Consider the following 22,813-nt stretch of genomic DNA (forward strand, 5'->3'; position numbering starts at 1 on the left):
GTGTGGGATGTGCTGATAGCTGCTCAGTTTTTCAAGGGGCGGCGGTCGCTGCCCACGCTTTTTGGGCTCCGAGGTCAGCCCGGGTGGAACCGGGGCTGGGTCAGTTAGGTGGTCGACCACCTCGGAGGCCTTTTTTCCTTGGCACGTGCACGGAAATTGCCCGCCCTGCCAGCCTTTCGGAAGCCATGCGCCATGCACGATCCTCTCTCCCAGCACTTTCACGGCATTTTGCAGGGGTTGGGTGAAGACCCGACCCGCGAGGGCTTGCGGGACACCCCGCAGCGAGCCTCAAAAGCCTTGCGTTATCTGTGCCATGGTTACGAAACCAGCCTCGAAGAACTGGTCAACGGTGCGTTGTTCAGCTCCACCAGCGACGAGATGGTGATGGTCCAGAACATCGAGTTGTATTCCCTGTGCGAGCACCATTTGCTGCCGTTCATTGGTCAGGCTCATGTGGCTTACATCCCCACCGGCAAAGTGCTGGGCCTGTCCAAGGTGGCGCGGATCGTCGACATGTATGCGCGACGCCTGCAGATCCAGGAGACCCTCACGCGGCAGATTGCCGAGGCGATCCAGGAAGTGACCCGGGCGGCCGGGGTGGCGGTGGTCATCGAAGCGCGGCACATGTGCATGATGATGCGCGGGGTCGAGAAGCAGAACTCGCTGATGAACACCTCGGTAATGCTGGGGGCCTTTCGCGAGTCGGCCAGCACCCGCCAGGAGTTTCTTCAGCTGTTGCGCAGGCAGCCTTGAATGAAACGCAGGCGGCGAGTGGGCTTGGCCCGGTTGCTGTGGCTGCTGGTGCTGCTCAGCGCTACGGCCAGTGCCGGTTGGCAAGAGTCGTTGCCCAATGCGCGGCTGCTGGGCAGCGGCGAGTTCAGCTGGTTCGGCTTCAAGGTCTACACCGCGCGGCTCTGGGGCACGACGTTGCCATTGACGGCCGATAGCCCCTTCGCCCTGGAACTGACCTACCGGCGCACGATCAGCCGCGGCGATCTGGTGCAGACCAGCCTCGACGAGATCCAGCGCCTGTCCGGCAGCGCGGTGAGCCCGGCGCAACTCAAGGACTGGCAGGCGCAGATGCAGCGCGCCTTCGTCGATGTCGAACCGGGCCAGCGCATCACCGGGGTGTTCCTGCCCGGGCGCGGGGTGCAGTTCTTTGTCGACCAGCGCTTGCAGTACAGGGTCGAGGACGAAGCCTTCGCCCGAGCGTTTTTCGCCATCTGGCTCGACCCGCGCACGCGCAATCCGCAGTTGCGCGCACAACTGCTGGGCCAATAGCGGGCGCAGCACAGGAGATATTCCATGCTCAAGCAATACTTGCTAGTGCTGTGCCTCGGCCTGGTCGCATGCAGCGACACCGACGTCAAGCAGTACCGTGACCAGAAGCCCGAGCTGGAACTGCGGCAGTTCTTCAGTGGTCGGGTGGAGGCCTGGGGCCTGTTCCAGAAGCGCTCCGGCGAGGTGATCAAGCGCTTTCATGTGCAGATCGACAGCCGCAGCGAAGGCGAGAAATTCATCATGCACGAAGACTTCACCTACAGCGACGGCACCCGCCAGACCCGGGTCTGGACCCTGGTCCCCGCGGGGCCCGGCCTGTGGCGCGGGACCGCCGACGATGTGGTCGGCGAGGCCCGGGGTGAGGTCGCCGGCAATGCCCTGCGCTGGCGCTACGTGCTCAACCTGCCGGTGGATGGCAAGACCTACCAGGTGCACTTCGACGACTGGATGTACCTGTTGGACGAAAACACCCTGGCCAATCGTTCCTACATGACCAAGTTCGGCTTCGAGCTCGGGCAGGTGACGCTGTTCTTCCGGCGTCAGCCCGGCTGATCGGGCCGGGTCGGGGCCTCAGGACGGGTCGTCGAGAAAGCGCCCCTGGTGATCCGGGCTCGGCAGTAAACAGACGTCGAGACGGCCGAACAACCGATAGCGATTGCGCGCAATAAGGTCGTAGACCCAATCCCGCAGCGGCCGGGGAACCCCGCGCAACAGCCGCAGCCAGCGCCAGGGCGCCGGCAGTTGCGCCATCAGGCGGATAAACGCATCGGAGCGCTGGGACAGCCGGGCTTCCTCGATCAGCAGCACGCTGTCGAACTGTTCGGTGGGCAGGCCGAACCAGGCCAGCAGCGCCTGGCCCTGGGGCGATTGCACCGAGGCCAGCTTGATCCGCCGCTGGCTGTCGTGGCGGATGACGAAGCGCACCGAGGCATTGCACAGCTTGCACACGCCATCGAACAGCAGCACCCGGTCGCCGGGTTGCAGGAAAGGGGGCAGAGGTTCGGGGGGCGTCGTAGTGCTGTTCACAGGGCTACCTTGGGCCAGAAAATACTCACTGCCGAAGGTTTCGGCGCAGGGCACAACCTGCGCAGCATACTCGCCTTGGCGGGGTAAATTCAGGCTTGGGTGCCCGCATTGAAACGTCTAAGCTGGGCCCCTGCGCCAATCCGCCTGGGAAATATCCGTGAAATTCAGCTTGCCGAAAATCGCCACCGCGCCCTTTTGCCCACCGGAGGTGGCGGGTTCCGTCGCCGTCGACCCCGGCGCTTCCCTGTGGCGCCGCCTGCTGCGCTTTGCCGGCCCCGGGCTGCTGATTTCCATCGGCTACATGGACCCCGGCAACTGGGCCACGGCCATCGAGGCCGGTTCGCGCTACGGCTACAACCTGCTGTTCGTGGTACTGCTGGCGAGCCTGGCGGGGATGGCGGTGCAGTGCCTGTGTTCCCGCCTGGGGATCGCCACCGGGCGCGACCTGGCCCAGCTCTGCCGCGAGCGCTACAGCACCCGTTCGGCGCGCACCCAGTGGCTGCTGGCAGAGGTTTCGATCATCGCCACCGACCTGGCCGAAGTGCTGGGCTGCGCCCTGGCGTTCCACCTGCTGCTGGGGGTGTCCCTGAGCACCGGGATCGTCATCACTGCCTTCGACACCCTGCTGGTGTTGGCCCTGCAGAACCGCGGCTTCCGCCGGCTGGAGGCGATCATGCTGGCGCTGGTGGCGACTATTGGCGTGTGCTTCTTCATCGAGCTGCTGCTGATCAAGCCCTACTGGCCGGACGTGGCCCGGGGCTTTGTACCCTCGCTCTCGGCCATCGGCGACGCCGCGCCGCTGTACCTGGCCATCGGCATCCTCGGCGCCACGGTCATGCCCCACAACCTCTACCTGCACACCTCCGTCGTGCAAACCCGGCTGGTGGGCAACGACCGCGCCAGCCGCGCCGACGCCATCAAGCTGGCGCGGATCGACACTATCGGCTCGCTGGCCCTGGCGCTGCTGGTGAACGCGGCGATCCTGATCCTCGCCGCCGCGGCCTTCCACAACACCGGCCACAGCGATGTGGTGGAGATCCAGGACGCCTACCACCTGCTCGACCCGCTGGTGGGCGGGGCCCTGGCCAGCGTGCTGTTCGGCGTGGCGCTGCTGGCTTCGGGGCAGAGCTCGACCTTCACCGGGACCATTGCCGGGCAAGTGATCATGGAGGGTTACCTGAACCTGCGGATTCCCTGCTGGCAGCGGCGCCTGATTACCCGTGGGCTGGCCCTGATCCCGGCGTTCATCGGCGTCTGGCTGCTGGGTGACGGCGCCGTGGGCCAGTTGCTGGTGCTGAGCCAGGTGGTGCTCAGCCTGCAACTGCCGTTCGCCCTGTACCCGCTGATCCGCATGACCAACGACCGGCGCTTGATGGGCGAGTTCGTCAACCGCTGGCCGACCCGGATCCTCGCCTGGAGCCTGTTCGCCATCATCAGCGCGGCCAATGCCTGGCTGATCCTGCAAATGGCCCTGTAGGAGCCGGCTTGCCGGCGAACGGCCCCTGGATCCTGCGCAAGCCTTGCCGCCGCCTTCGCTGGCAAGCCAGCTCCTACGGGTGGATGAATGGCGCGCTCTTGTAGGAGCCGGCTTGCCGGCGAAGGGGCCCCTGGATCCTGCACAAGCCTTGCCGCTGCCTTCGCTGGCAAGCCAGCTCCTACAGGTGGGTGAATTGCGTGCTCTTGTAGGAGCCGGCTTGCCGGCGAAGGGGCCCTTGGATCCTGCGCAAGCCTTGCCGCCGCCTTCGCTGGCAAGCCAGCTCCTACGGGGCGGGGCGGCGGTCCCAGTAGGGCTCGGGGCCGAATTTCTCGACGAAGAAGTCGATCACCGTGCGCACTTTCACTGACAGCCGTCGGCTGCCGGGCCAGAGGGCGGCGATCTGTTGCGGTTCGAGGCTGGTGGCCACGTCGAAGTCTTCGAACAGCGCCACCAGCCGGCCCTGGTGCAGGGCTTCGCCAATCAGCCAGGAAGGGAACATCACCAGCCCCAGGCCCTGTTCGGCGGCCTGGGTCAGGGTGTCGGCGTGGTTGCCGGTCAGCGGGCCCTTTACGCTGTAGGGCGTCCAGTCTGCCCGGCCCTGGCGGAAGAACCAGCGCTGCTGGCCGGTCTCGCCCTTGTAGGCCAGGCACTGGTGCCGCTGCAGTTGCTCCGGATGGTGCGGGGTGCCGTGCCGGGCCAGGTACGCCGGGCTGGCCGCTACCCGGTAGCGCTGCGGGGCCAGCAGGCGCGCCTGCATCGAGGAGTCTTCCAGGGTGCCGATGCGAAACAGCAGGTCAGTACCGTCCTGCAAGGGGTCGATGTAGCTGTCGGTCTGCTGGATATCCAGCTGCAGCTTCGGGTGGCGCCCGTGCAGTTCACCGAGCCAGGGCGACAGGTGGCGCTGGCCAAAGACCACCGGGGCGTTGATCCGCACCAGCCCGGCCGGTTCGTCCTGCTGTTCCTGCAACGCCTGTTCGGCTTCCTCCCACTGCGCCAGCACCCGCCGCGCGTGGTGCCCCAGCAGGCGCCCGGCCTCGGTGGGGCTGACGGCGCGGGTGTGGCGGTAGAGCAACTGCTGGCCCAGGGCCTGTTCCATCAGTTGGATCTGCCGTGAAATGGACGAGGGCGCCAGCCCCTCGCGGCGCGCCACGGCAGAAAAACTGCCCTGGTCGAGCACGGCGATAAACAGGCGCAGGGCCTTGAAACCGAGGTCGTTGAAGCCGTGCATGGGTCGATCCTGCTGTGCGTTTTGCGCAAAGGTGTTGTCGGCATGCTCCCATTTATCGCAAAGCTTGCGCAATCGATAATGCCGGCCATTCCTTGATGTCGAGCAGGTGTTGCATGTCCTCTGAAACCATAGAAGTACCGCTGCCCAACCCGATGGCGAACGCTGTACCCGCTGCCGGCTGGCAGCGTCTGATGCTGTTGCCGCTGGTGATCCTGGCGGGCATGGGCCTGTCGGTGGAGGCCGGTCTGCTGGGCCCGCTGGGGAGCCAGGTGGGCCATCTGTGGGCGACCCTGAGCATCTTCGGCGTGGGCACGGCGCTGCTGTTGCTGCTGCTGTTGTTCAGCGGCCCGCAGCCCGGCCCGGCCTTCAGCCAGTTGCCGCGCTGGCAGTTGCTGGGCGGGGTGCTGGGGCCGATCTACGTGGTGGTGCTGACGTTGGCCACGCCCCATATCGGCATTGCCATGACCATGATCGCGATCCTTTCCGGGCAGGTGGGCAAAAGCGTGCTGATCGACCATTTCGGCTGGTTCGGCAGCGCCCGCAAGCCGGTCAATGCCGAACGCTGGCTGGCCCTGGCGCTGATTGTGCTGGCCCTGATCCTGATTGCCCGAGGTTGAAGATGAATCTGTTTCTATTGCTGGTTGTGGTGGTGGCCGCCGGTGCGGTGCTGAGTGTGCAGGCGGCGATCAATGGCCGCCTGGGGGAAAGCGTCGGTGTGTTGCGCAGCAGCCTGCTGACCTTTGCCGTGGGTGCCCTGATCACCGGGCTGCTGATCGTGTTTTTCCAGCCGCCCCAGGCCATGAGCCTGCTGCAGGCGCCGAAATGGCAACTGACCGGCGCGTTGTTCGGCGTGGTCTACATGCTGGTGATGGTGGGGGCCGTGCCCCGGGTCGGCACTGCGGTGGCCACGGTGGCGGTGATTCTCGGGCAGTTGGGCATGGGCATGCTGATCGACAACTTCGGCTGGTTCGGCAACCCGGCCATCGAACTGTCGCCCAGCCGCCTGCTGGCGATGCTGTGCCTGGCCCTGGCGCTGCTGTTCATGTACCGCAGCAGCGTGCGCCGCGCCTGAACCCGCTTCAATCGCGCTCCAGGCACGCGGCGCCAGCCAGTGCCACCTGGGCGTCTTCACCGGCCTTGACCCCGGAAACCCCCACCGCGCCGACCACCTGGCCGCCGACGCGGATCGGCACGCCGCCTTCCAGGGAGGTGAGCAGCGGCGCCGAGAGAAAGGCGCTGCGCCCGCCATTGACCATGTCCTCGTAGGCCTTGGTTTCGCGCCGGCCGAGGGCCGCGGTACGGGCCTTTTCGGTGGCGATATAGGCACTGATCGGCGCGCAGCCGTCTAGGCGCTCCAGGGCCAGGGGATGGCCGCCGTCGTCGACCACGGCGATGCTCACCGCCCACCGGTGGCGCTGGGCCTCGGCGCGGGCGGCGGCGAGGATGCGGCGGGCTTCGTCTTGACCCAGTACGGCTTTGTGCTGCATGGCGAGCTCCAGGGGCGTGAGGTTCAGGGCAGGGCGGCTTCCAGCACTTCGATCCAGTGCCGTACCGGGGTCCGGCCGGCGCCGTCGAGGTGGCTCTGGCAGCCGATGTTGGCGGTGGCAATGAGGTCCGGCTGGCCGCTTTCCAGGGCCTGCAGCTTGTCGTTCCGCAGTTGCCGCGCCAGCGCCGGCTGGGTCAGCGAATAGGTGCCCGCCGAACCGCAGCACAGGTGGCTGTCGGGCACCGCGGTGAGGTGAAAGCCCAGGCGTTGCAGCAGGCTTTCCACGGCGCCGCCGAGCTTCTGCGCGTGCTGCAGGGTGCAGGGGCAGTGGAAGGCCAGGCGCTGGTCGCTGTGGGCGCCGAGCTGTTCCAGGGGTTCGTCCCGCAGCACTTCCACCAGGTCCCGGGCCAGGGCACTGACGCGCTGGGCCTTGCTGCGGTAGGCCGGGTCATGGGCCAGCAGGTGCTGGTAATCCTTGATGAAGGCGCCGCAACCGCTGGCGGTCTGGACGATGGCTTCGGCCCCCAGTTGCAGGTGCGGCCACCAGGCGTCGATATTGCGCCGGGCGCGCTGCAGACCGGCTTGCTGGGCATCCAGGTGATAGTCCACCGCGCCACAGCAGCCGGCCTCGCTGACCGGTTGCACGCTGATGCCCAGGCGATCCAGGACCCGCGCTGCGGCGGCGTTGGTATTGGGTGACAGCCCCGGCTGCACGCAGCCTTCGAGCAGCAGCACGCGCCGTGCATGGCGCAGGGGCGGACGCGGTTTGGCGCTGGGCACCTGGCGCGGCAGCTTGTCCTGCAGGGCCTGGGGCAGCAGCGGGCGCAGGCGGCTGCCGCCATGGATCAGGGCCTTGAACAGCTGCGGGTTGGCGCTCAGCGCCCGCAGGCCGCGGCGCAACAATTGTTGGCCGGCGGGCCGGGGCAGGGCGGCATCCACCGCGGCGCGGCCGATGTCCAGCAGGTTGTGGTAGTCGACCCCGGAAGGGCAGGTGCTTTCGCAGTTGCGGCACGACAGGCAGCGGTCCAGGTGCTGCTGCGTCTGGGCGGTGGCCGGGGCGCCTTCGAGCACCTGCTTGATCAGGTAGATGCGCCCCCGCGGGCCGTCCAGCTCATCGCCCTGCAACTGGTAGGTGGGGCAGGTGGCGTTGCAGAAGCCGCAATGCACGCAACTGCGCAGGATGCGCTCGGCTTCGGCGGCCCGGGGCAGTTGCCGGGCCTCGGGGCTGAGGGTGGTCTGCATGGTCTAGAGCTCCGCGTAGAGTCGGCCGGGGTTGAAGATCCCTTGCGGGTCCAGTTGGGCCTTGAGGCGCTGGTGGTAGTGCAGCAGGGTCGGCGCCAGGGGCTGGAACGGGCTGTCCAGCAGGCCGTGGCTGTAGCAGCTGGCGTGGCCGCCAACGGCGCTGACAACGGCGCGGATGTCGGCGGCCGTGGCATCGGTCTTCAGCCAGCGCTGGGCGCCGCCCCAGTCCAGCAGTTGTTCGCCGGGCAGGGGCAGCAGCGGGGTGTTGTGCGGCACCGACAGGCGCCACAGCGGCAGGCCGGGGTTGAAGAAGTCCAGTTGCTGCTCGTTGAGCTGGCTCCAGTAGCCCGGGTCCAGGGGCTCGCCGCCGAGCCGGTCATGGGCCGCCGCCACCGAGCCTTCACCGCCCTCCAGGCGCAGGTGCAGGCGTTCGCCGTCATGGCAGGCGGCGCTGATGGGCAAGGGCTGCTGGCCCCATTCGGCAAGCTGGGCGAGGGCCCGCTGGCGGTCCATTTCCAGGCTCAGGCTCATGCATTGCCGGGGCTTGGGCAGGACCTTCAGCGAGACCTCGGTGACCAGCCCCAGGCAGCCGTAGCTGCCGGCCATCAGCCGTGACAGGTCATAGCCGGCGACGTTCTTCATCACCTCGCCGCCAAACCGCAGGTGCTGGCCGCTGCCGCTGATGACCCGGGTGCCGAGGACGAAATCGCGCACCGCCCCGGCCCAGGGCCGGCGCGGCCCGGACAGGCCGCTGGCGAGCATGCCGCCCAGGGTCGCGCCCGCGCCGAAGGACGGCGGTTCGCAGGGCAGCATCTGCCCGGCGGCGTCCAGGGTGGCGTGCAGCTCGGCGAGCGGCGTACCGGCCCGGGCGCTGATCACCAGCTCCGTGGGGTCGTAGCTGACGATGCCGCGATGGCTGCGGGTATCGAGTATTTCCCCGGCACTCTCGCGGCCGAGAAAGGCCTTGCTGTTGGAACCCTGGATGCGCAGCGCGGTGTTGCTCGCCAAGGCATCGCGCACCTGTTCCAGCAAGGTCTCGGCGGCGTCGAAATCGCTGGCCACGTTCATCAGAATCGCTCCAGTTCGGGGAAGGGCAGTTGCCCGTGGTGGATGTGCATGGCGCCAAATTCGGCGCAGCGGTGCAGGGTCGGGATGTTCTTCCCCGGGTTGAGCAGGCCGCTGGGGTCGAAGGCCGCCTTGATGGCGTGGAACAGGGTCAGCTCGTGGTGGTTGAACTGGGCGCACATCTGGTTGATTTTCTCCCGGCCCACCCCGTGTTCGCCGGTGATGCTGCCGCCCACTGCCACGCACAGTTCGAGGATCTTGCCCCCCAGGGCCTCGGCCCGCTCAAGCTCGCCGGGCTGGTTGGCGTCGAACAGGATCAAGGGGTGCATGTTGCCGTCGCCGGCATGGAACACGTTGGCCACCCGCAGCTGGTGTTCGTCGGCCAGGCGGGCGATGCCCCGCAGCACCCCCGGCAGCTCGCGGCGGGGAATGGTGCCGTCCATGCAGTAGTAGTCCGGGGACAAGCGCCCCACCGCCGGGAAGGCGTTCTTGCGCCCGGCCCAGAAACGCACGCGCTCGGCCTCGTCCCGGGCCAGGCGCACCTCGCTGGCGCCGGCCCGTTCCAGCACCTGGCGCACCCGCTCGCAATCGTCGTGGACATCGGCTTCCACGCCGTCCAGCTCGCACAGCAGGATGGCCTCGGCGTCCACCGGGTAGCCGGCATGGATGAAGTCCTCGGCGGCGCGGATCGCCAGGTTGTCCATCATCTCCAGGCCGCCGGGGATGATGCCCGCGGCAATGATGTCGGCCACGGCGCGGCCGGCGGCTTCCACCGAGTCGAAGGCCGCCAGCAGCACCTTGGCGATCTGCGGCTTGGGCAGCAGCTTGACCGTGACTTCGGTGATCACCCCCAGCAGGCCTTCGGAGCCGGTGAACAGCGCCAGCAGGTCGAAGCCCGGCGCGTCCAGGGCCTCGCTGCCCAGGGTCAGGGGCTGGCCTTCGACGCTGAGCATCTGGACCTTGAGCAGGTTGTGCACGGTCAGGCCGTATTTCAGACAATGCACGCCGCCGGCGTTTTCCGCGACATTGCCGCCAATCGAACAGGCGATCTGCGAAGAGGGGTCGGGGGCGTAGTACAGGCCCCAAGGCGCGGCGGCCTGGGAGATCGCCAGGTTGCGCACCCCGGGCTGGAGCCGGGCGCAACGGGCGGCGGGGTCGATCTGGAGGATTTCCTTGAAGCGCGCCATCACCAGCAGCAGGCCCTTTTCCAGGGGCAGGGCGCCACCGGACAGGCCCGTGCCGGCGCCCCGGGCCACCACCGGCACCCGGTGGGCGTGGCAGATCTGCAGGATGCGCTGCACCTGGTCCAGGTGCCGGGGCAGGGCCACCAGCATCGGCGTGCTGCGGTAGGCGCTCAGGCCATCGCATTCGTAGGGTTTGAGCTGTTGCTCCTGGTCCAGCAGCTCCAGCTCCGGTAGCTGCTGGCGCAGGGCCTGGATCAGGGCCTGGCGGTCGACGTCGGGCAGGGCGCCATCGAGGCGTTCGTCGTAGAGAATCGTCATGGCGGCTAAGGACCTTGTGTGGTTTTTATCAGGTCGCGAATGCTGTACGGCTGCCTTGCATGATTGGCCCGGCGGGCTTTAGTGTCCATGTGCGTTGGCAGTGGTCGAACCACTTTGTTTTCCAGGGCAGGCCGGGCTTTTTCCAAAAAATCAGTTTTTTCAAACGCTTGGCGGGCACGCAGCAATAGCCGGACAAATGGCACAGGGCTGGTCATACCAGTGGGAGGAAGCATGCAGGACACGCAAGCGGGGCGTCGGCCCCAGGTGGCGGACCTGGTCTGCGCACGGATCGAGCGGCTGATCGTCGACGGGGTATTCAAGACCGGCCAGTTGCTGCCCTCGGAACGGCGCCTGACGGCCAAGCTCGGGGTTTCGCGCACGGCCCTGCGCGAGGGCCTGAAACTGCTGCGGGCGCGGGGCATCATCGACACTCGACAGGGCCGCGGCTCCCAGGTGGCGCAACTGTCGGCCCCGGCGGCGCAGTCGCCGCTGATGCATCTGTTCAGCTCCCAGCCCCGCACCCTCTACGACCTGCTGGAAGTGCGCAGCCTGCTTGAAGGCGAGTCGGCGCGGCTGGCGGCCCTGCGCGGCACCGAAGCGGATTTCGTGCTGATCGAGCGCGCCTACCAGGCCCTGCTGCAGGCCCATGAACAGGCCCTGGAGCCCGCCGCCCTGGCGCGCCTGGACCACGCCTTTCACCTGGCGATCTGCGAGGCCTCGCACAACCCGGTGCTGGTGCAGACCCTGGGCTCGCTCACCGACCTGCTGCTGAACTCGGTGTTCGCCTCGGTCAACAACCTCTATCACCGCCCGGCGCCCAAGCGCCAGATCGACCGCCAGCATGCGCGGCTGTACAACGCAGTCACCGGGCGCCTGCCGGAACAGGCGCGCAAGGCGGCGGTGGCGCATATCCAGGGCATTGCCCGCAACCTCAGGGACATCGAGGACGAAGAACAGCGGCTGGTGCGCGCTACCTTGCGTTTGCAGGGCTGGGAGTGAGGGGCCGACCATCAGTCGCGTGCGCCCTGGCCGGGCGGTGCCTTGGCCTAACCTGTGGGGACTCGGCCCGAGCGGGGCGCTCGGTGAAGCACCCGCCCAAAGGCCCGAGCCTTGAACCCTAGGAGCCATGCCATGTCCACGCAAACCTGTGCCTGCCCGGCCTGCACCTGCAAGCTGGGCGCCCATGCCATCGTCCGTCACGGCAAGCACTACTGCTGCCAGGCGTGCGCCGACCATCACGCCCACGGCGAGCCTTGCGCTTCCACCGAAGGCTGCAAATGCGCCAAGGGCGCCCACGGCTGAGGGGGGATCGGCGGGTGGGGCCGTGCGGCTCCACCCGCGTTGCTGCGTCCTAGACCGAAGGGCGCCAGGTGACGTTTTCGATACCGAACTTTTCGGCCATGGGCTTGCTGGTCTTCTTCACCCGTTCGCGGCCGAAACGTCCTATCCGACCCACTCCAGCGTCGCAACTGGCCCAGTGCCAAGCCTCGGCGTTGTCCATCTTTTCCTGGCGGATGATGAAGGACTTGGGGGCGCCGTGGAGGGTGTATTCGATGACGAAAAGTTTTGCGTTGTTCATAAAGCCTTTGTTCCTCCCTGTGATCTTTTAGTGATCCTGGCGCGGCGGAAAAATTCACTCTGATTGTCCGCCCGGGCTACCGACGGTCATGGGCCGCCAGCCGCTCTATCCGAATGGATTCCCGAGCGGCGCCCAGTCCTTCATCCGGATGGGCGCGGCAGCGGTTGGCGGCGCCCCGGGCGGCTAGTTACCATGGGCGCCCGCCGACCTGCCGCGACCTTGCCATGGCCCTAGCCGCACCCCCCGACCTCAGCGACCCCGCGATCCCGGTGCAACCCCTGGCCCGCACCTATCCGCGGGGCTTGTTCATCGAGCCCCATGAACACGATTGGGGCCAGTTGCTCTACGCCATGAGCGGGGTGATGTGGGTCGAGACGCCCCATGAAGCCCTGGTGGTGCCGCCCCAGCGCGCGGTGTGGTTGCCGCCGGGGGTGAGCCACGGGATTCGCGTGGTCAGCGACCTGCAGATGCGCAACATCTATTTGCGCCCGTCCCTGGCGGCGACCCTGGACCCCAGCGTCCAGGTGCTGCAGGTGGACAACCTGCTGCGCGAATTGATCGTGCGCCTGGTGGAACTCGACCCGCCGCAGCCGGAGTACTACGAGGCGCTGGTGGGGCTGGCCCTGCTGGAACTGCGCCGGGCTCGCCGCTCGCAATTGAAGATAGCCCTGCCGGACGCCTCCGACCGGCGCCTGGGCAGCCTGTGCCAGGCGGTGATGGCGGCGCCGTCCCTGGCCATCTCCTTTGAACAGCACGCCGATGCGGCGGGGGCCAGCGTGCGCACCCTGGCGCGGCTGTTCAAGGAGCAGTTGGGCGTGGGCTTTGCCGAATGGCGGCGCCAGGTGCAACTGGCCACCGCTGCCGCGGAGCTGATCCAGGGTGTACCGGTGAGCCGCATTGCCCGGGAGCTGGGTTATTCCCCCAGCAGCTTCAGCGACATGTTCCGCCGGGAACTGGGTGTCGCGCCTTCCCAGTACGCCAGCGCCAGCCAGGTGTAGCCGCTGCCGCAGGCTCGGGCCGCGTTCGGACGAACGCTCTGGGCGGCACTCCGTCGCAGGAGACGTGAAGATCCGGAGAGCGCCGGATGTGCATCAGGCGGACGCCAGCCAAGCGACCGCCAGGGTTTCGGCCTTGGCCGAAATCCTGAAGCACTTGGCCGATGCCGCGGGACCGTGCCACCTAGACTGTGCCGCACACGCCACTTCACCCCGGCATGAGCCGCACGGCCTCTGGAGCGCAGCATGAACTACCTGATTTCCCTGGCCGCCGGACTGTTGGTCGGCCTGCTTTACGGCGCCTTGCAGGTGCGTTCTCCGGCACCGCCGGCAATTGCCCTGGTTGGCCTCTTGGGCATGCTCGGCGGTGAGCAGTTATGGCCCCTGGGGCGCCAGTTGCTCGGCAGCTGGCTGTCCTGAACACGCATTTTTCCTTTCTCCCCCGACTCATGGAACCGACGATGAAAGCACTGCAATTTTCCGCCACCGGCGACCTCGCGGCCCTGCACGTAGTGGACCTGCCCACCCCGGTACCGGGTGCTGGTCAGGTGCTGGTGCGCATCAAGGCCGCGGGCCTCAACCCCAGTGATGTGAAGAACGTCCTCGGGCGCTTTCCCTACACCACACTGCCGCGGGTGCCCGGGCGGGACTTTGCCGGGGTGGTGGAGCAGGGGCCGGCGCAACTGCTGGGCCAGGAAGTCTGGGGCACCGGCAAGGAGCTGGGCTTCTTCGCCGACGGCAGCCATGCCCAGTACGTGGTGCTGTCCGCCCAGGGCGTGGCCCGCAAGCCACGGCACCTGAGCTTTGCCCAGGCCGCAAGCCTCGGGGTGCCCTACACCACGGCCTGGGATGCCCTGGAGCGCAGTGGCGTAGCCCGTGGCACCCGGCTGCTGGTGATCGGCGGCGGCGCGGTGGCCTCGGCGGCCCTGGCCCTGGCCAAGGTGCGCGGCGCCCGGGTGCTGGCGGCGGCGCGCCGGGTGGAGCAGGTCCAGGCGCTTGAAGCCCAGGGCTACCCGACCCTGCACCTGCAGCAGCCGGAAACCCTGGCGGCCCAGGTGGCCGAAGTCTATGCCGGCGGTGCCGAGGTGATCTTCGACACCACCGGCTTCTGGCTGCCGGCCTCGGTGCCGGCCCTGGCCACCTTTGGCCGCATCGCCATCATCGCCGCCCCGGTGGACGGCCATGTGCAACTGCCGGCCCTGGCGCTGTACCGCAAGGGGGGCTCGGTGGTGGGGATCAACTCGCTGTTGTATGGCGTAGAGGCGTGCGCGGCGATGCTGGAGCAGTTCGGCCGCTATTTCGATGAAGGCCTGCTGCCGCTGCCGGAAGGCCTGGTGGAATCGCCGCTGGAGCGGGGGCTGGAGCGTTATGCCGAAGTGAACCAGGGGCGCGGCGAAAAAATCATCCTCATCCCCTGAGCGCAGCGGCCATCCCTGCGTAGGAGCACGCTTGCTGGCGAAGGGGCCCTGAGATCGCCTTCGCCGGCAGGCCGGCTCCTACGGGGGATGCGTGCGCCGTGTGTCCTGTGTAGGAGCCAGCTTGCTGGCGAAGAGGGCCCAGAGATCGCCTTCGCCGGCAAGCCGGCTCCTAAGGGGGATGCGCGCGCTGTGTGTCCTGTGTAGGAGCCAGCTTGCTGGCGAAGAGGGCCTTGAGATCGCCTTCGCCGGCAAGCGGAACGCCGCCTGGCCGCTCCCGGGAGAGAAATCAGGTCTCGGGCACGCCCTTTTCCCAGGCCGACCAGTTGCCGAGGATGTCCTGCACCAGGGGGTTGCCCGCCCGGTAGAGGTTTTCCAGGGCCGGGACAAAGCCGCCCTGGTCGGCGTACTTGAGCAGGTTGTCCACTTCGCTGGCCCCCGGGGCCGGGCGGTCGAAGTCGGAACCGGCGCGCACCACCGCCAGGCGCTGGATGTCCAGCAGGCCCTCGCGGCTGGCCCGCAGCAAGGCTTCGTAGGTGGAGTTGTCTTCCTGCTGGGTGGTGCAATAGGTGCCTTTGTTGTCGGTCAGCAAGCGGGTCCAGACCTCCGCGCGTTCGCTCAGGCGGGTGCCGGAAAACCAGGTGTTGCCCGCCAGGGTGTCGCAGCGGGTCACCACCGGTGGCTGGTTGGCCGGGGCCTTGGGGTATTTCAGGCGCCAGGCCGCCGACTCCTTGCTCTCGCTCAGGGCCACGTTGCGGCTCAGGGCGAAGGCCTTGGCCTGGAGCTTGGGGTTCAGCTCGAAGACTTCGGTCTTGTAGTCAAGGGGCGGTTTTTCGTTGGGGCCCTTGGTGTTGATCCCCAGGTAGCCGGTGGGCCAGCCCTCGGGCGCATCCCGGGAGTCGATTTCCCATTGGGTGCCGAACTCCACCAGGTAATGGGCCCAGGCGGCGGTGCCGATGGTGCCGTGCTGGGGGCTGATGCCGGCGATCCCGGCAATCAGGAAATAGCTCTTGCGCAGGTCGAATTTGGGCGACAGCGCCAGGGCCAGGGTCGACGCCGCGGCATTGGTCTGGCCCATGCCCGTGGTCAACAGGCACACGTCCCGGTCGTTGCAGCGAATCACCGGATACTCCGCCGCCAGCCCCGGCACGCGGATCTCGCGCTTGAGCTCCAGGCGCTCGATCCAGTGCTGCGCTTCCGGCGCGAACATGCTGATCAGCACCACCTTGGGATTGATCGGTGCCTCACTGGCCCAGGCGCCGCTAGCCACCAGTGCACTCAAGCCCATTGCCCACGAAACCTTTTGAATCCCACGCATACAACCTCCATGACTGCCGTTAACCGGCGCTTATCCTGCCTGATCCAGGTTGCAACTCATCGCACCCGTTCTTGTCTTGCCGCTGCTTTAAAACTGATAGCCAACCCCGGCGTAATAGCCCCAGCCATTGGAGCGGGCGCGGAATTCGCCGTCGCCGAAATTCAGCACGCTGCCATCCTCCCAGTTGCCGCCGTTGTGGAAGTAGCGGCCCACCAGGGTGAAGCGCAGGTGGGTGAAGGAATAGAGCAGCACGTTGGTGGCCACCGTGGCATTGGCGGTGCGGGCCGGGTTGTCCTTGTGCAGGTCGGAGCCGAAATCGAAATTGGTGAAGCCGATGTAGGTCAGCGAGGCACCGTTGCTGAAGCTGTCGATGGGCACGATGTATTTCAGCTGGGCGCGATAGCCGTCCCAGGAATACTCGTTGCTGGCGCCATAGTTTTCCCACTGGTAGCGGCCGTAGAAGTTGGCCGAGAGGTTGACCCGCGAATGGGTGTCGATGTCGGTGCCCAGGCCGCTGTACAGGGTGTTGGCGCGGTTGGCGGTACGGCTGCCGTGGTCGTAGATCCAGTCGAAGGCCACGTACCACTCCTTGAACGGGCCGATGGCCAGGCTGCGGCCGGCCAGGTAGTCGATGGAGATTCGCGGCTCGTGCTCCATGAACAGCGGCGAGCCGTGGTCCCAGATGCCCTTGTCGTGGCTGTTGCCGATGTCGAGGATCTTCGGCAGGTCGATGTAGCCGTACAGCTCGAAGGGGCCCTTGCGCCCGAAGTATTCGTATTCCAGGTAGATGTCGTCTGCCGGGCGCGGGCCGAAGCTGATGTCCTTGCTGCCGATGAGCATCAGGTCCTGGTTGTACCAGTCGGAGAGGTAGGCGCCCTGTTTGGCCGGTTGCACATCGGCGCTCAGGCTTTCGCCCTGGGCCGAGTCGTCCGCTGGGGCGGCGGGGGGCTGGGCGAAGGCGCTGGGTAGACCCGTAACGCCGGCCAGCCACAACGAAACAGCCAGGGTACGGCAGGACGCATGGCGTCGCAGAGGGTTGAGCATGGAAAGTCCCTGTTCTTGCAGTGTGAAGTCCCTTGTGCTCGACACTTCGAAAGAAGGCGGCGAACACCCACAAAATTACAACTCGCAAACGTTTGCATATGGCGTACCAACTTGAAACAGCGGCTTGCGACAAAGGCGTGAATGGCCGCGGGATTGGCGCTTGGGGCGGGGTGCGTGCCGATGGCGGGGAGGGCCGGACGCTGCAGGCCTGGGCAATGCCCGCCCCCCAGGCCCGGCGCTGGTGCAGGCGCGCAATGCTAGAGTGCGCCACTTACCCGCCACCACCTCGGGAGTGACCATGGAGCTGTCCGACCACCTGCTGATGCTTGAACGCCAGTTGCAACAGGCCGACGTGCGTGCCGATCGCCAGGCGCTGGAGGCCTTGCTGGCCGATGACTTTCTTGAATTCGGCGTCAGCGGCGGGCGCTGGGACAAGGCCCAGGTGCTGGCCAGCCTGCCGCAGCAGGTCTTCATCGAACGGCGCATCAGCGAGTTCGCCGTGCAGTGCCTGGGGGCCGACCTGGCCCAGGTCACCTACCTGTGCCATAACGCCGCAGCGCCCGGGCGGGCGGCCAGCAGTGCCTGGCGCAGCTCGCTGTGGCGCTGCCAGGAGGGGCGCTGGCAGATGCTGTTCCATCAGGGCACGCCGCGGCCAAGTGCCTGAGAGCTCTGCTAGAATCCCCGTCCCAGACTTGACGAGGTGCCCCATGAGCGAGCCGATTCGCCTGACCCAGTACAGCCACGGAGCCGGCTGCGGCTGCAAGATTTCCCCCCAGGTACTGGAGGTGATCCTGGCCGGCAGCGGGGCGCAGAACCTCGACCCCAAGCTCTGGGTCGGCAATGCCTCGCGCGATGACGCGGCGGTGTACGCCATCGATGAAGAGCGCGGCGTGGTCTCCACCACCGACTTCTTCATGCCTATCGTCGACGACCCCTTCGACTTCGGCCGCATCGCCGCCACCAACGCCATCAGCGACATCTACGCCATGGGCGGCGACCCGCTGATGGCGATTGCCATTCTCGGCTGGCCGGTGAACGTGCTGGCCCCGGAAATCGCCCGTGAGGTGATCCGCGGCGGCCGTGCCGTGTGCGACGCCGCGGGCATTCCTCTTGCGGGCGGGCACTCCATCGATGCGCCGGAGCCGATCTTCGGCCTGGCGGTCACCGGGCTGGTGGAAAAACGCTTCATGAAGCGCAACGACACCGCCACGGCCGGTTGCCTGCTGTACCTGACCAAGCCCCTGGGGATCGGCGTGCTCACCACCGCCGAGAAAAAGGGCAAGCTGCGCAGCGCCGACATCGGCCTGGCCCGGGACTGGATGTGCACCCTGAACAAGCCCGGCAGCCGTTTCGGCAAGCTCGAAGGGGTGACCGCGATGACCGACGTCACCGGTTTCGGCCTGCTCGGGCACCTGGTGGAAATGGCCGACGGCAGTGGCCTGACCGCGCGCATTCACTACGACCGCGTACCGCGCCTGCCGGGGGTCGAATACTACCTGGACCAGGGCTGTGTGCCCGGTGGCACCTTGCGCAACTACAGCAGCTACGCCGACAAGGTCGGGCGAGTGCAGGAACTGCACAAGCGCGTGCTCTGCGACCCGCAGACCAGTGGCGGGCTGCTGGTGGCGGTAACCCCGCAAGGCAATGGCGAATTCCTGGCCCTGGCGGCGGAACTGGGCCTGGAACTGGCGCCGATTGGCGAGCTGGTGGAGCGACAGAGCCACGCGGTCGAGGTGTTCTGATGTCTCTGGACTGCACCGACTACCGCGAGATCTTCCTCAACGACCGGCCGATGATGGACACCCGCGCGCCGATCGAATTCACCAAGGGCGCCTTTCCCGGGGTGCTCAACCTGCCCCTGATGACCGACCAGGAGCGCCAACGGGTCGGCACTTGCTACAAGCAGCAAGGGCAGCAGGCGGCGATTGTCCTGGGGCATCAGTTGGTGTCCGGCGCGATCAAGGAACAGCGCATCCAGGCCTGGGCCGATTTTGCCCGGGCCCATCCCGACGGCCTGCTGTACTGCTTCCGTGGCGGCCTGCGCTCGCAGATCGTCCAGCAGTGGCTCAGGGAAGCGGGCATTGACTACCCGCGGGTTGGTGGCGGTTACAAGGCCATGCGTACCTTCCTTCTGGACACCACCGAACAGGCGTTGCAGCAGTGTGATTTCGTACTGTTGGGGGGCATGACCGGCACCGGCAAGACCGAAGTGCTGGGCCAGCTGGAGAACGCCCTGGACCTGGAAGGCCACGCCAACCACCGCGGCTCCAGCTTCGGCCGCCGCGCCACCGGGCAGCCGAGCAACATCGACTTCGAAAACCGTCTGGCGGTGGACCTGCTGAAAAAGCGTGAGCGCGGCGTGCAGGCTTTTGTCCTGGAAGACGAAAACCGCATGATCGGCAGCTGCGCCTTGCCGCTGCCGCTGTACCAGAGCATGCAAGGCTTGCCCATGGTCTGGCTGGAAGACCGCCTCGACAGCCGGGTGCAGCGCATCCTTGACGACTACGTGGTCAACCTCAGCGCCGAGTTCGTGGCCGTGCATGGCGAAGAAGGTTTTGCCCTGTTTGCCGAACGCCTGCTGGAAAGCCTGAACAAGATCCACAAACGCCTGGGGGGCGAGCGTCACCAGCGCCTGTTCCTGCTGATGGAAGCGGCCCTGGAGGAACAGGCCCGCAGCGGTGACGTGGAGCTGCACCGGGCCTGGATCGAAGGCTTGCTGGGCGAATACTACGACCCGATGTACGCCTTCCAGCGCGAGAGCAAGGGCGCGCGGATCGAGTTCAGCGGCGAGCACGGCGCCGTGCTCGATTACCTGCGCCAGCGCTCACCGCGCTGATTCGTTCGCCGGCAAGCCGGCTCCTGCAGGGCAGCTCCCACCAACCGTAGGAGCTGGCTTGCCAGCGAAGGGGCCCGCGAGATCGCCTTCGCCGGCAAGCCGGCTCCTACATGGGCAGCTCCCCACCGACCGTAAGAGCTGGCTTGCCAGCGAAAGGGCCCTCCAGCCCTACAACAACGCCGCACCAATCAACCCGCAGACAATCCCCACCAGCATGGTCAGCACGGCCACGGTCACCAGCACCCGGGCATCGAAATCCTTGCGCAGCATCAGCAGCGACGGCAGGCTGATGCTCGGCAGGGTCATCAGCAGGGCCACCGCCGACCCGGTGCCCAGGCCCAGGGTCATCATGGTCTGGACGATGGGAATCTCTGCCGCCGTGGGGATCACGAACAGGGTCCCGGCGATCGCCAGCGGCACCAGCCACCACAGGCTGTCACCCATGGCACCGTCGATATGCGGAAACAGCCAGACCCGCGCCGCGCCCAGCACCAGTACCGCCAGTACGTAGATCGGAATGGTGCTCCAGAACAGTTGCCACAGGGTCTTGCCCCAGCGCAGCAGGAACGGCTGGTCGTTCACCGTGCTGGCTTCCACCACCGCATCCACCGCGGCTTCGGGCAGTTGCTCGGGGCCGGCGACACGCTGCGCCACCAAGGACACGCCCAACACCAGGACAATGCCTGCCACCAGGCGCAGGGCGGAAAAGCCCCAGCCCAGGACAAAGCCCATGAACACCAGGGTCGCCGGGTTGAGCACCGGGTTGGCGATCCAGAACGCCAGGGCCGCACCCACCGAAACCTTCTGCCGGCGCAGGCCAGCAGCCACCGGCGCGGCGCAGCAGGAACACATCATGCCCGGCAGGGCGAACAGGCCGCCGCGCAGGGTCGAGCCGAAGCCGGCACGGCCGAACAGGCGCAGCAGCCAATCCCGGGGAATCAGCACCTGCAGCAGGGAACCCAGGATCACCGCCAGCACCGCAGCCTTCCAGATGGCCAGGAAGTACACCTGGGAATAGGCCAGGGCGGCGCTCCAGGGCGAGCTCTGCTGATCGTTGAGGATCGAGGCGCCGATGCTGTGGCTGTCGGCGGCGACAAAGGCCTTGAGGTAGTAGGGCGACCACTTCACGTAATACAGGCCGATGGCGGCGACTAGCAGGAACAGCAGGGGTTTGCACCAGAACGCCCAGCCGCGGTTGGGCTGGGTGGAGGCGAGGTTGGACATGAAAGGTATTCCGCACGAGGACAATAAGCGCGAATTGTAGCCGCTGGCGCCGGCGCGCTGCGAACCGATCTCGTCCGGCCTTGTCTGGCGATCCCCCGTCGGGAGCTCATCGGCCTTGAGAACGCCGCGTCCCTGCGAGCCGTTCGTCCGAACGCGGCCCGAGCCTGCAGCAGCGGCTACACAAATCCCTGATCGGCACTGGCCCTGTAGCCGCTGCCGAGCGTCAGCGAGGCTGCGCAAAGGCCCGCAGGGCCTTGCCTGGCGATCCCCCGTCGGAGCGCTGTCGGCCTTGAGAGCGCCGCGCCCCTTCGGGCCGTTCGTCCGAACGCGGCCCGAGCCTGCGGCAGCGGCTACAGGGGAGCGATTTTCAGAGGGTGCGAATCGAGGTGCGGATGGCCCTGGCGCATTCGATCACCGAGGGCGCGAGCTTGCGTTCGGCTTCTTCCAGGGTCCAGCGGCTGCTGGGCACCACCACGTGCACCGCGGCCACCGGCAAGCCCTTGCCATCGAGGATGGGCGCGGCTATCGCCATGTCGCCCAGGAACAGTTCTTCCGGGTTCAGGGCATAGCCGCGGCGCTGGGTGGCGTCGATCTCGCGCTGGATCTCGTCCAGGTCGGTGCGGGTGTGCCGGGTGTGGGCCTTGCGGTCGCTGGCCTGGAGGATCTGCAAGGCCTCGGCGGCGGGCAGGGCGCTGAGGTAGGCGCGGCCCGAGCCGGTGCAGTACATCGGGATACGACTGCCGATGGGCATGTGGATGGGGATGAACTTGGGCGCCACGAATCGCGCTACATAGACCATGTCCAGGCCATCGGGCTCGGTGAGGTTGGTGGTTTCCCCGGTGACCTGGGCCAGCTCGGCGAGGAAGGGGTTGGCCACGTCCACCAGGGTGTCGGCGGCCAGGTAGTTGTAGCCGATCTCCATCACCCGCGGGGTCAGCTGGAAGCGCTTGGTCTGCGGGTGCTTACGCACGTAGCCCAGCTGTTCCAAGGTGTGGATCATGCGCTGCGCCGAGCTTTTGTTGATGTCGGCGGCCGTGGCGATTTCCGCCAGGTTCATGGTCCGTTGCGCGGCGTTGAAGGCCCGCAGCACCGCCAGGCCCTTCTCCAGTGACTGGTTGAAAAGGGAGTTGTTGTTATCGCTCATGACCAGTCCTTTCAGGTTATTTTGTGTTTTGAATATCGATATTCGATATTTATAAATCTCTTTACGATTTTTGTAAATTGTTTATAGTCGGGTTCATGCCTCCTGCCTTCCACACCAGAGGCTATCCATCACGGACTTCAAACAATAAAACCGTCCAATGGGAGATTCGCCATGCACACCCGCACTCGCGTCCTTGCACCCGCTGTTTTCGCATTCTGTTGCGCCCTTGGCCTGGGCCTTTCGGCGTCGGCCCAGGCCGAGCCGCTGTACAAGGTCGGGGCCACCGCCACCGGCATTCCCTTCACCTTCCTTGACGTCAAGAGCCAGAGCATCGAGGGCATGATGATCGATGCCGCCCGGGCCGTGGGCAAGGCCGGCGGTTTCGCCGTGGACATCCAGCAGACCACCTTCGCCGCACTGATCCCCTCACTGACCTCGAACAAGATCGACATCATTTCCGCTGCCATGCTGCGCACCCCTGTGCGCGAGAAAGTGGTGCAGTACTCCGACCCGGTGTTCAGCTACGGCGAGGGCCTGATCGTCAAGGCCGACGACGCCAGCGACTACCGCCGCATGGAGGACCTGGCCGGGGAAACCGTCGGCGCCCAGGTCGGCACGGTGTTTATCGACGAGCTGAACAAGCGCGGGATCTTCAAGGAAGTGCGCGGCTACGACTCGATTCCCGATCTGATGCGCGACCTGGCCCTGGGGCGGATCAAGGCCGGTTTCGCCGACCGGCCGATCCTCGCCTACCAACTGGCCCAGGGCACCCAGAACAAGGTGCGGCTGGTCAAGGGCTACCAGCCGGTGGTCATGGGCGATGTCTGCCTGATCGTGCGCAAGGGCGATGCCCAGACCCTGGCCGAGGTCAATCGCGGGATCGCCGCGATCAAGGCCGACGGCACCCTGGACCGCATCATCGAGCACTGGAAGCTCAACTGATCCAGTCGC

26 protein-coding genes are annotated in these 22,813 nt (G+C 66.8%); 15 read left to right on the forward strand and 11 right to left on the reverse strand.

Annotated elements, in window-relative coordinates:
* Positions 1-192: 192 nt before the first annotated feature.
* From folE to AC07R1_RS01060, 3 genes are read left to right on the forward strand one after another with little or no spacing between them, the layout of a single operon-like run.
* Positions 193-753 carry a GTP cyclohydrolase I FolE gene (folE, locus tag AC07R1_RS01050; RefSeq protein ID WP_019093528.1) on the forward strand — a complete coding sequence of 187 codons (561 nt, stop codon included), beginning with the start codon at positions 193-195 and terminating at the stop codon, positions 751-753.
* Positions 754-1,281 (forward strand): chalcone isomerase family protein, encoded by a 528-nt coding sequence (locus AC07R1_RS01055; RefSeq protein ID WP_315869714.1) that lies wholly within the window; start codon positions 754-756, stop codon positions 1,279-1,281.
* 24 nt (positions 1,282-1,305) lie between these two features.
* Entirely contained in the window at positions 1,306-1,833 is a 528-nt protein-coding gene (locus AC07R1_RS01060; RefSeq protein WP_041117266.1) for a DUF3833 domain-containing protein, read from the forward strand.
* An 18-nt stretch (positions 1,834-1,851) separates the two neighbouring features.
* Here the strand turns inward: AC07R1_RS01060 and AC07R1_RS01065 are convergent, their stop codons facing one another.
* A complete protein-coding gene (locus AC07R1_RS01065) occupies positions 1,852-2,307 on the reverse strand; it encodes a thiol-disulfide oxidoreductase DCC family protein (protein WP_495109987.1) in 456 nt (151 codons plus the stop codon).
* Between the two features lie 178 nt (positions 2,308-2,485).
* Between AC07R1_RS01065 and AC07R1_RS01070 the strand changes: the two genes are divergently transcribed.
* Entirely contained in the window at positions 2,486-3,784 is a 1,299-nt protein-coding gene (locus AC07R1_RS01070) for an Nramp family divalent metal transporter (RefSeq protein ID WP_161467262.1), read from the forward strand.
* Positions 3,785-4,067: 283 nt separating this feature from the next.
* On the opposite strand, the gene AC07R1_RS01075 is transcribed toward AC07R1_RS01070, so the two are convergent.
* Entirely contained in the window at positions 4,068-5,012 is a 945-nt protein-coding gene (locus AC07R1_RS01075) for a LysR family transcriptional regulator (protein ID WP_401154802.1), read from the reverse strand.
* Positions 5,013-5,125: 113 nt separating this feature from the next.
* Between AC07R1_RS01075 and AC07R1_RS01080 the strand changes: the two genes are divergently transcribed.
* Both AC07R1_RS01080 and AC07R1_RS01085 read left to right on the forward strand, forming a co-directional pair.
* Complete coding sequence (locus AC07R1_RS01080) at positions 5,126-5,629, forward strand: DMT family transporter (protein WP_495109988.1); 504 nt, start codon at positions 5,126-5,128, stop codon at positions 5,627-5,629.
* Between the two features lie 2 nt (positions 5,630-5,631).
* On the forward strand, positions 5,632-6,084 hold the full coding sequence (locus tag AC07R1_RS01085) for a DMT family transporter (RefSeq protein ID WP_011060563.1): 453 nt from the start codon (positions 5,632-5,634) through the stop codon (positions 6,082-6,084).
* 7 nt (positions 6,085-6,091) lie between these two features.
* Here AC07R1_RS01085 and AC07R1_RS01090 read toward each other — a convergent pair whose 3' ends face one another.
* Genes AC07R1_RS01090 through glcD form a run of 4 tightly spaced genes read right to left on the reverse strand, consistent with a single transcriptional unit; the run spans position 6,092 to position 10,307 of the window.
* A complete protein-coding gene (locus AC07R1_RS01090; protein WP_015635055.1) occupies positions 6,092-6,499 on the reverse strand; it encodes a heme-binding protein in 408 nt (135 codons plus the stop codon).
* A 23-nt stretch (positions 6,500-6,522) separates the two neighbouring features.
* The gene (gene glcF / locus AC07R1_RS01095) at positions 6,523-7,740 is read right to left on the reverse strand and encodes a glycolate oxidase subunit GlcF (RefSeq protein WP_220224125.1); all 1,218 of its coding nucleotides are present in this window, start codon (positions 7,738-7,740) and stop codon (positions 6,523-6,525) included.
* 3 nt (positions 7,741-7,743) lie between these two features.
* On the reverse strand, positions 7,744-8,808 hold the full coding sequence (glcE, locus tag AC07R1_RS01100; RefSeq protein WP_495109989.1) for a glycolate oxidase subunit GlcE: 1,065 nt from the start codon (positions 8,806-8,808) through the stop codon (positions 7,744-7,746).
* Entirely contained in the window at positions 8,808-10,307 is a 1,500-nt protein-coding gene (glcD, locus tag AC07R1_RS01105; protein WP_041117278.1) for a glycolate oxidase subunit GlcD, read from the reverse strand. Before glcD ends, glcE begins: the two co-directional genes overlap by 1 nt.
* Positions 10,308-10,538: 231 nt before the next feature.
* On the opposite strand from glcD, the gene glcC reads away from it, so the two are divergent.
* Both glcC and AC07R1_RS01115 read left to right on the forward strand, forming a co-directional pair.
* Positions 10,539-11,306, forward strand: a complete 768-nt coding sequence (glcC, locus tag AC07R1_RS01110; protein WP_011060568.1) for a transcriptional regulator GlcC — start codon at positions 10,539-10,541, stop codon at positions 11,304-11,306.
* Positions 11,307-11,438: 132 nt separating this feature from the next.
* Entirely contained in the window at positions 11,439-11,609 is a 171-nt protein-coding gene (locus tag AC07R1_RS01115) for a metallothionein (RefSeq protein WP_015635060.1), read from the forward strand.
* Positions 11,610-11,658: 49 nt separating this feature from the next.
* Here the strand turns inward: AC07R1_RS01115 and AC07R1_RS01120 are convergent, their stop codons facing one another.
* Positions 11,659-11,886, reverse strand: coding sequence for a DUF6555 family protein (locus AC07R1_RS01120; protein ID WP_011060569.1), 228 nt, complete (start codon positions 11,884-11,886; stop codon positions 11,659-11,661).
* 224 nt (positions 11,887-12,110) lie between these two features.
* Between AC07R1_RS01120 and AC07R1_RS01125 the strand changes: the two genes are divergently transcribed.
* The 3 genes from AC07R1_RS01125 (at position 12,111) to AC07R1_RS01135 (ending at position 14,299) form a co-directional block, all read left to right on the forward strand.
* Positions 12,111-12,884 (forward strand): AraC family transcriptional regulator, encoded by a 774-nt coding sequence (locus tag AC07R1_RS01125; RefSeq protein ID WP_041117284.1) that lies wholly within the window; start codon positions 12,111-12,113, stop codon positions 12,882-12,884.
* A 243-nt stretch (positions 12,885-13,127) separates the two neighbouring features.
* On the forward strand, positions 13,128-13,301 hold the full coding sequence (locus AC07R1_RS01130; RefSeq protein ID WP_015635062.1) for a DUF1427 family protein: 174 nt from the start codon (positions 13,128-13,130) through the stop codon (positions 13,299-13,301).
* A gap of 41 nt (positions 13,302-13,342) precedes the next feature.
* Positions 13,343-14,299, forward strand: coding sequence for a quinone oxidoreductase family protein (locus AC07R1_RS01135; RefSeq protein ID WP_053157584.1), 957 nt, complete (start codon positions 13,343-13,345; stop codon positions 14,297-14,299).
* Between the two features lie 286 nt (positions 14,300-14,585).
* Here AC07R1_RS01135 and AC07R1_RS01140 read toward each other — a convergent pair whose 3' ends face one another.
* Together AC07R1_RS01140 and AC07R1_RS01145 are read right to left on the reverse strand one after the other, a co-directional pair.
* Positions 14,586-15,614 (reverse strand): purine-nucleoside phosphorylase, encoded by a 1,029-nt coding sequence (locus tag AC07R1_RS01140; RefSeq protein WP_495109990.1) that lies wholly within the window; start codon positions 15,612-15,614, stop codon positions 14,586-14,588.
* Between the two features lie 87 nt (positions 15,615-15,701).
* Positions 15,702-16,658, reverse strand: coding sequence for a nucleoside-specific channel-forming protein Tsx (locus AC07R1_RS01145; protein WP_015635066.1), 957 nt, complete (start codon positions 16,656-16,658; stop codon positions 15,702-15,704).
* Positions 16,659-16,920: 262 nt separating this feature from the next.
* Between AC07R1_RS01145 and AC07R1_RS01150 the strand changes: the two genes are divergently transcribed.
* Genes AC07R1_RS01150 through mnmH form a run of 3 tightly spaced genes read left to right on the forward strand, consistent with a single transcriptional unit; the run spans position 16,921 to position 19,494 of the window.
* Positions 16,921-17,322, forward strand: coding sequence for a nuclear transport factor 2 family protein (locus AC07R1_RS01150; RefSeq protein WP_232512096.1), 402 nt, complete (start codon positions 16,921-16,923; stop codon positions 17,320-17,322).
* Between the two features lie 43 nt (positions 17,323-17,365).
* Positions 17,366-18,400 (forward strand): selenide, water dikinase SelD, encoded by a 1,035-nt coding sequence (selD, locus tag AC07R1_RS01155; RefSeq protein WP_065363569.1) that lies wholly within the window; start codon positions 17,366-17,368, stop codon positions 18,398-18,400.
* Complete coding sequence (mnmH, locus tag AC07R1_RS01160; RefSeq protein WP_495109991.1) at positions 18,400-19,494, forward strand: tRNA 2-selenouridine(34) synthase MnmH; 1,095 nt, start codon at positions 18,400-18,402, stop codon at positions 19,492-19,494. The genes selD and mnmH overlap by 1 nt, the downstream gene beginning before the upstream one ends.
* A gap of 168 nt (positions 19,495-19,662) precedes the next feature.
* Here the strand turns inward: mnmH and AC07R1_RS01165 are convergent, their stop codons facing one another.
* Positions 19,663-20,718: a permease gene (locus AC07R1_RS01165; protein WP_404673284.1), complete on the reverse strand. Its 1,056-nt coding sequence runs from the start codon at positions 20,716-20,718 to the stop codon at positions 19,663-19,665.
* Between the two features lie 367 nt (positions 20,719-21,085).
* Positions 21,086-21,862: an IclR family transcriptional regulator gene (locus tag AC07R1_RS01170; RefSeq protein ID WP_011060579.1), complete on the reverse strand. Its 777-nt coding sequence runs from the start codon at positions 21,860-21,862 to the stop codon at positions 21,086-21,088.
* A 171-nt stretch (positions 21,863-22,033) separates the two neighbouring features.
* On the opposite strand from AC07R1_RS01170, the gene AC07R1_RS01175 reads away from it, so the two are divergent.
* Positions 22,034-22,804 carry an ABC transporter substrate-binding protein gene (locus tag AC07R1_RS01175; RefSeq protein ID WP_015635071.1) on the forward strand — a complete coding sequence of 257 codons (771 nt, stop codon included), beginning with the start codon at positions 22,034-22,036 and terminating at the stop codon, positions 22,802-22,804.
* The last annotated feature ends 9 nt before the right edge of the window (positions 22,805-22,813 follow it).

The sequence above is a fragment of the Pseudomonas sp. GW821-FHT07F01 genome (assembly GCF_059418825.1).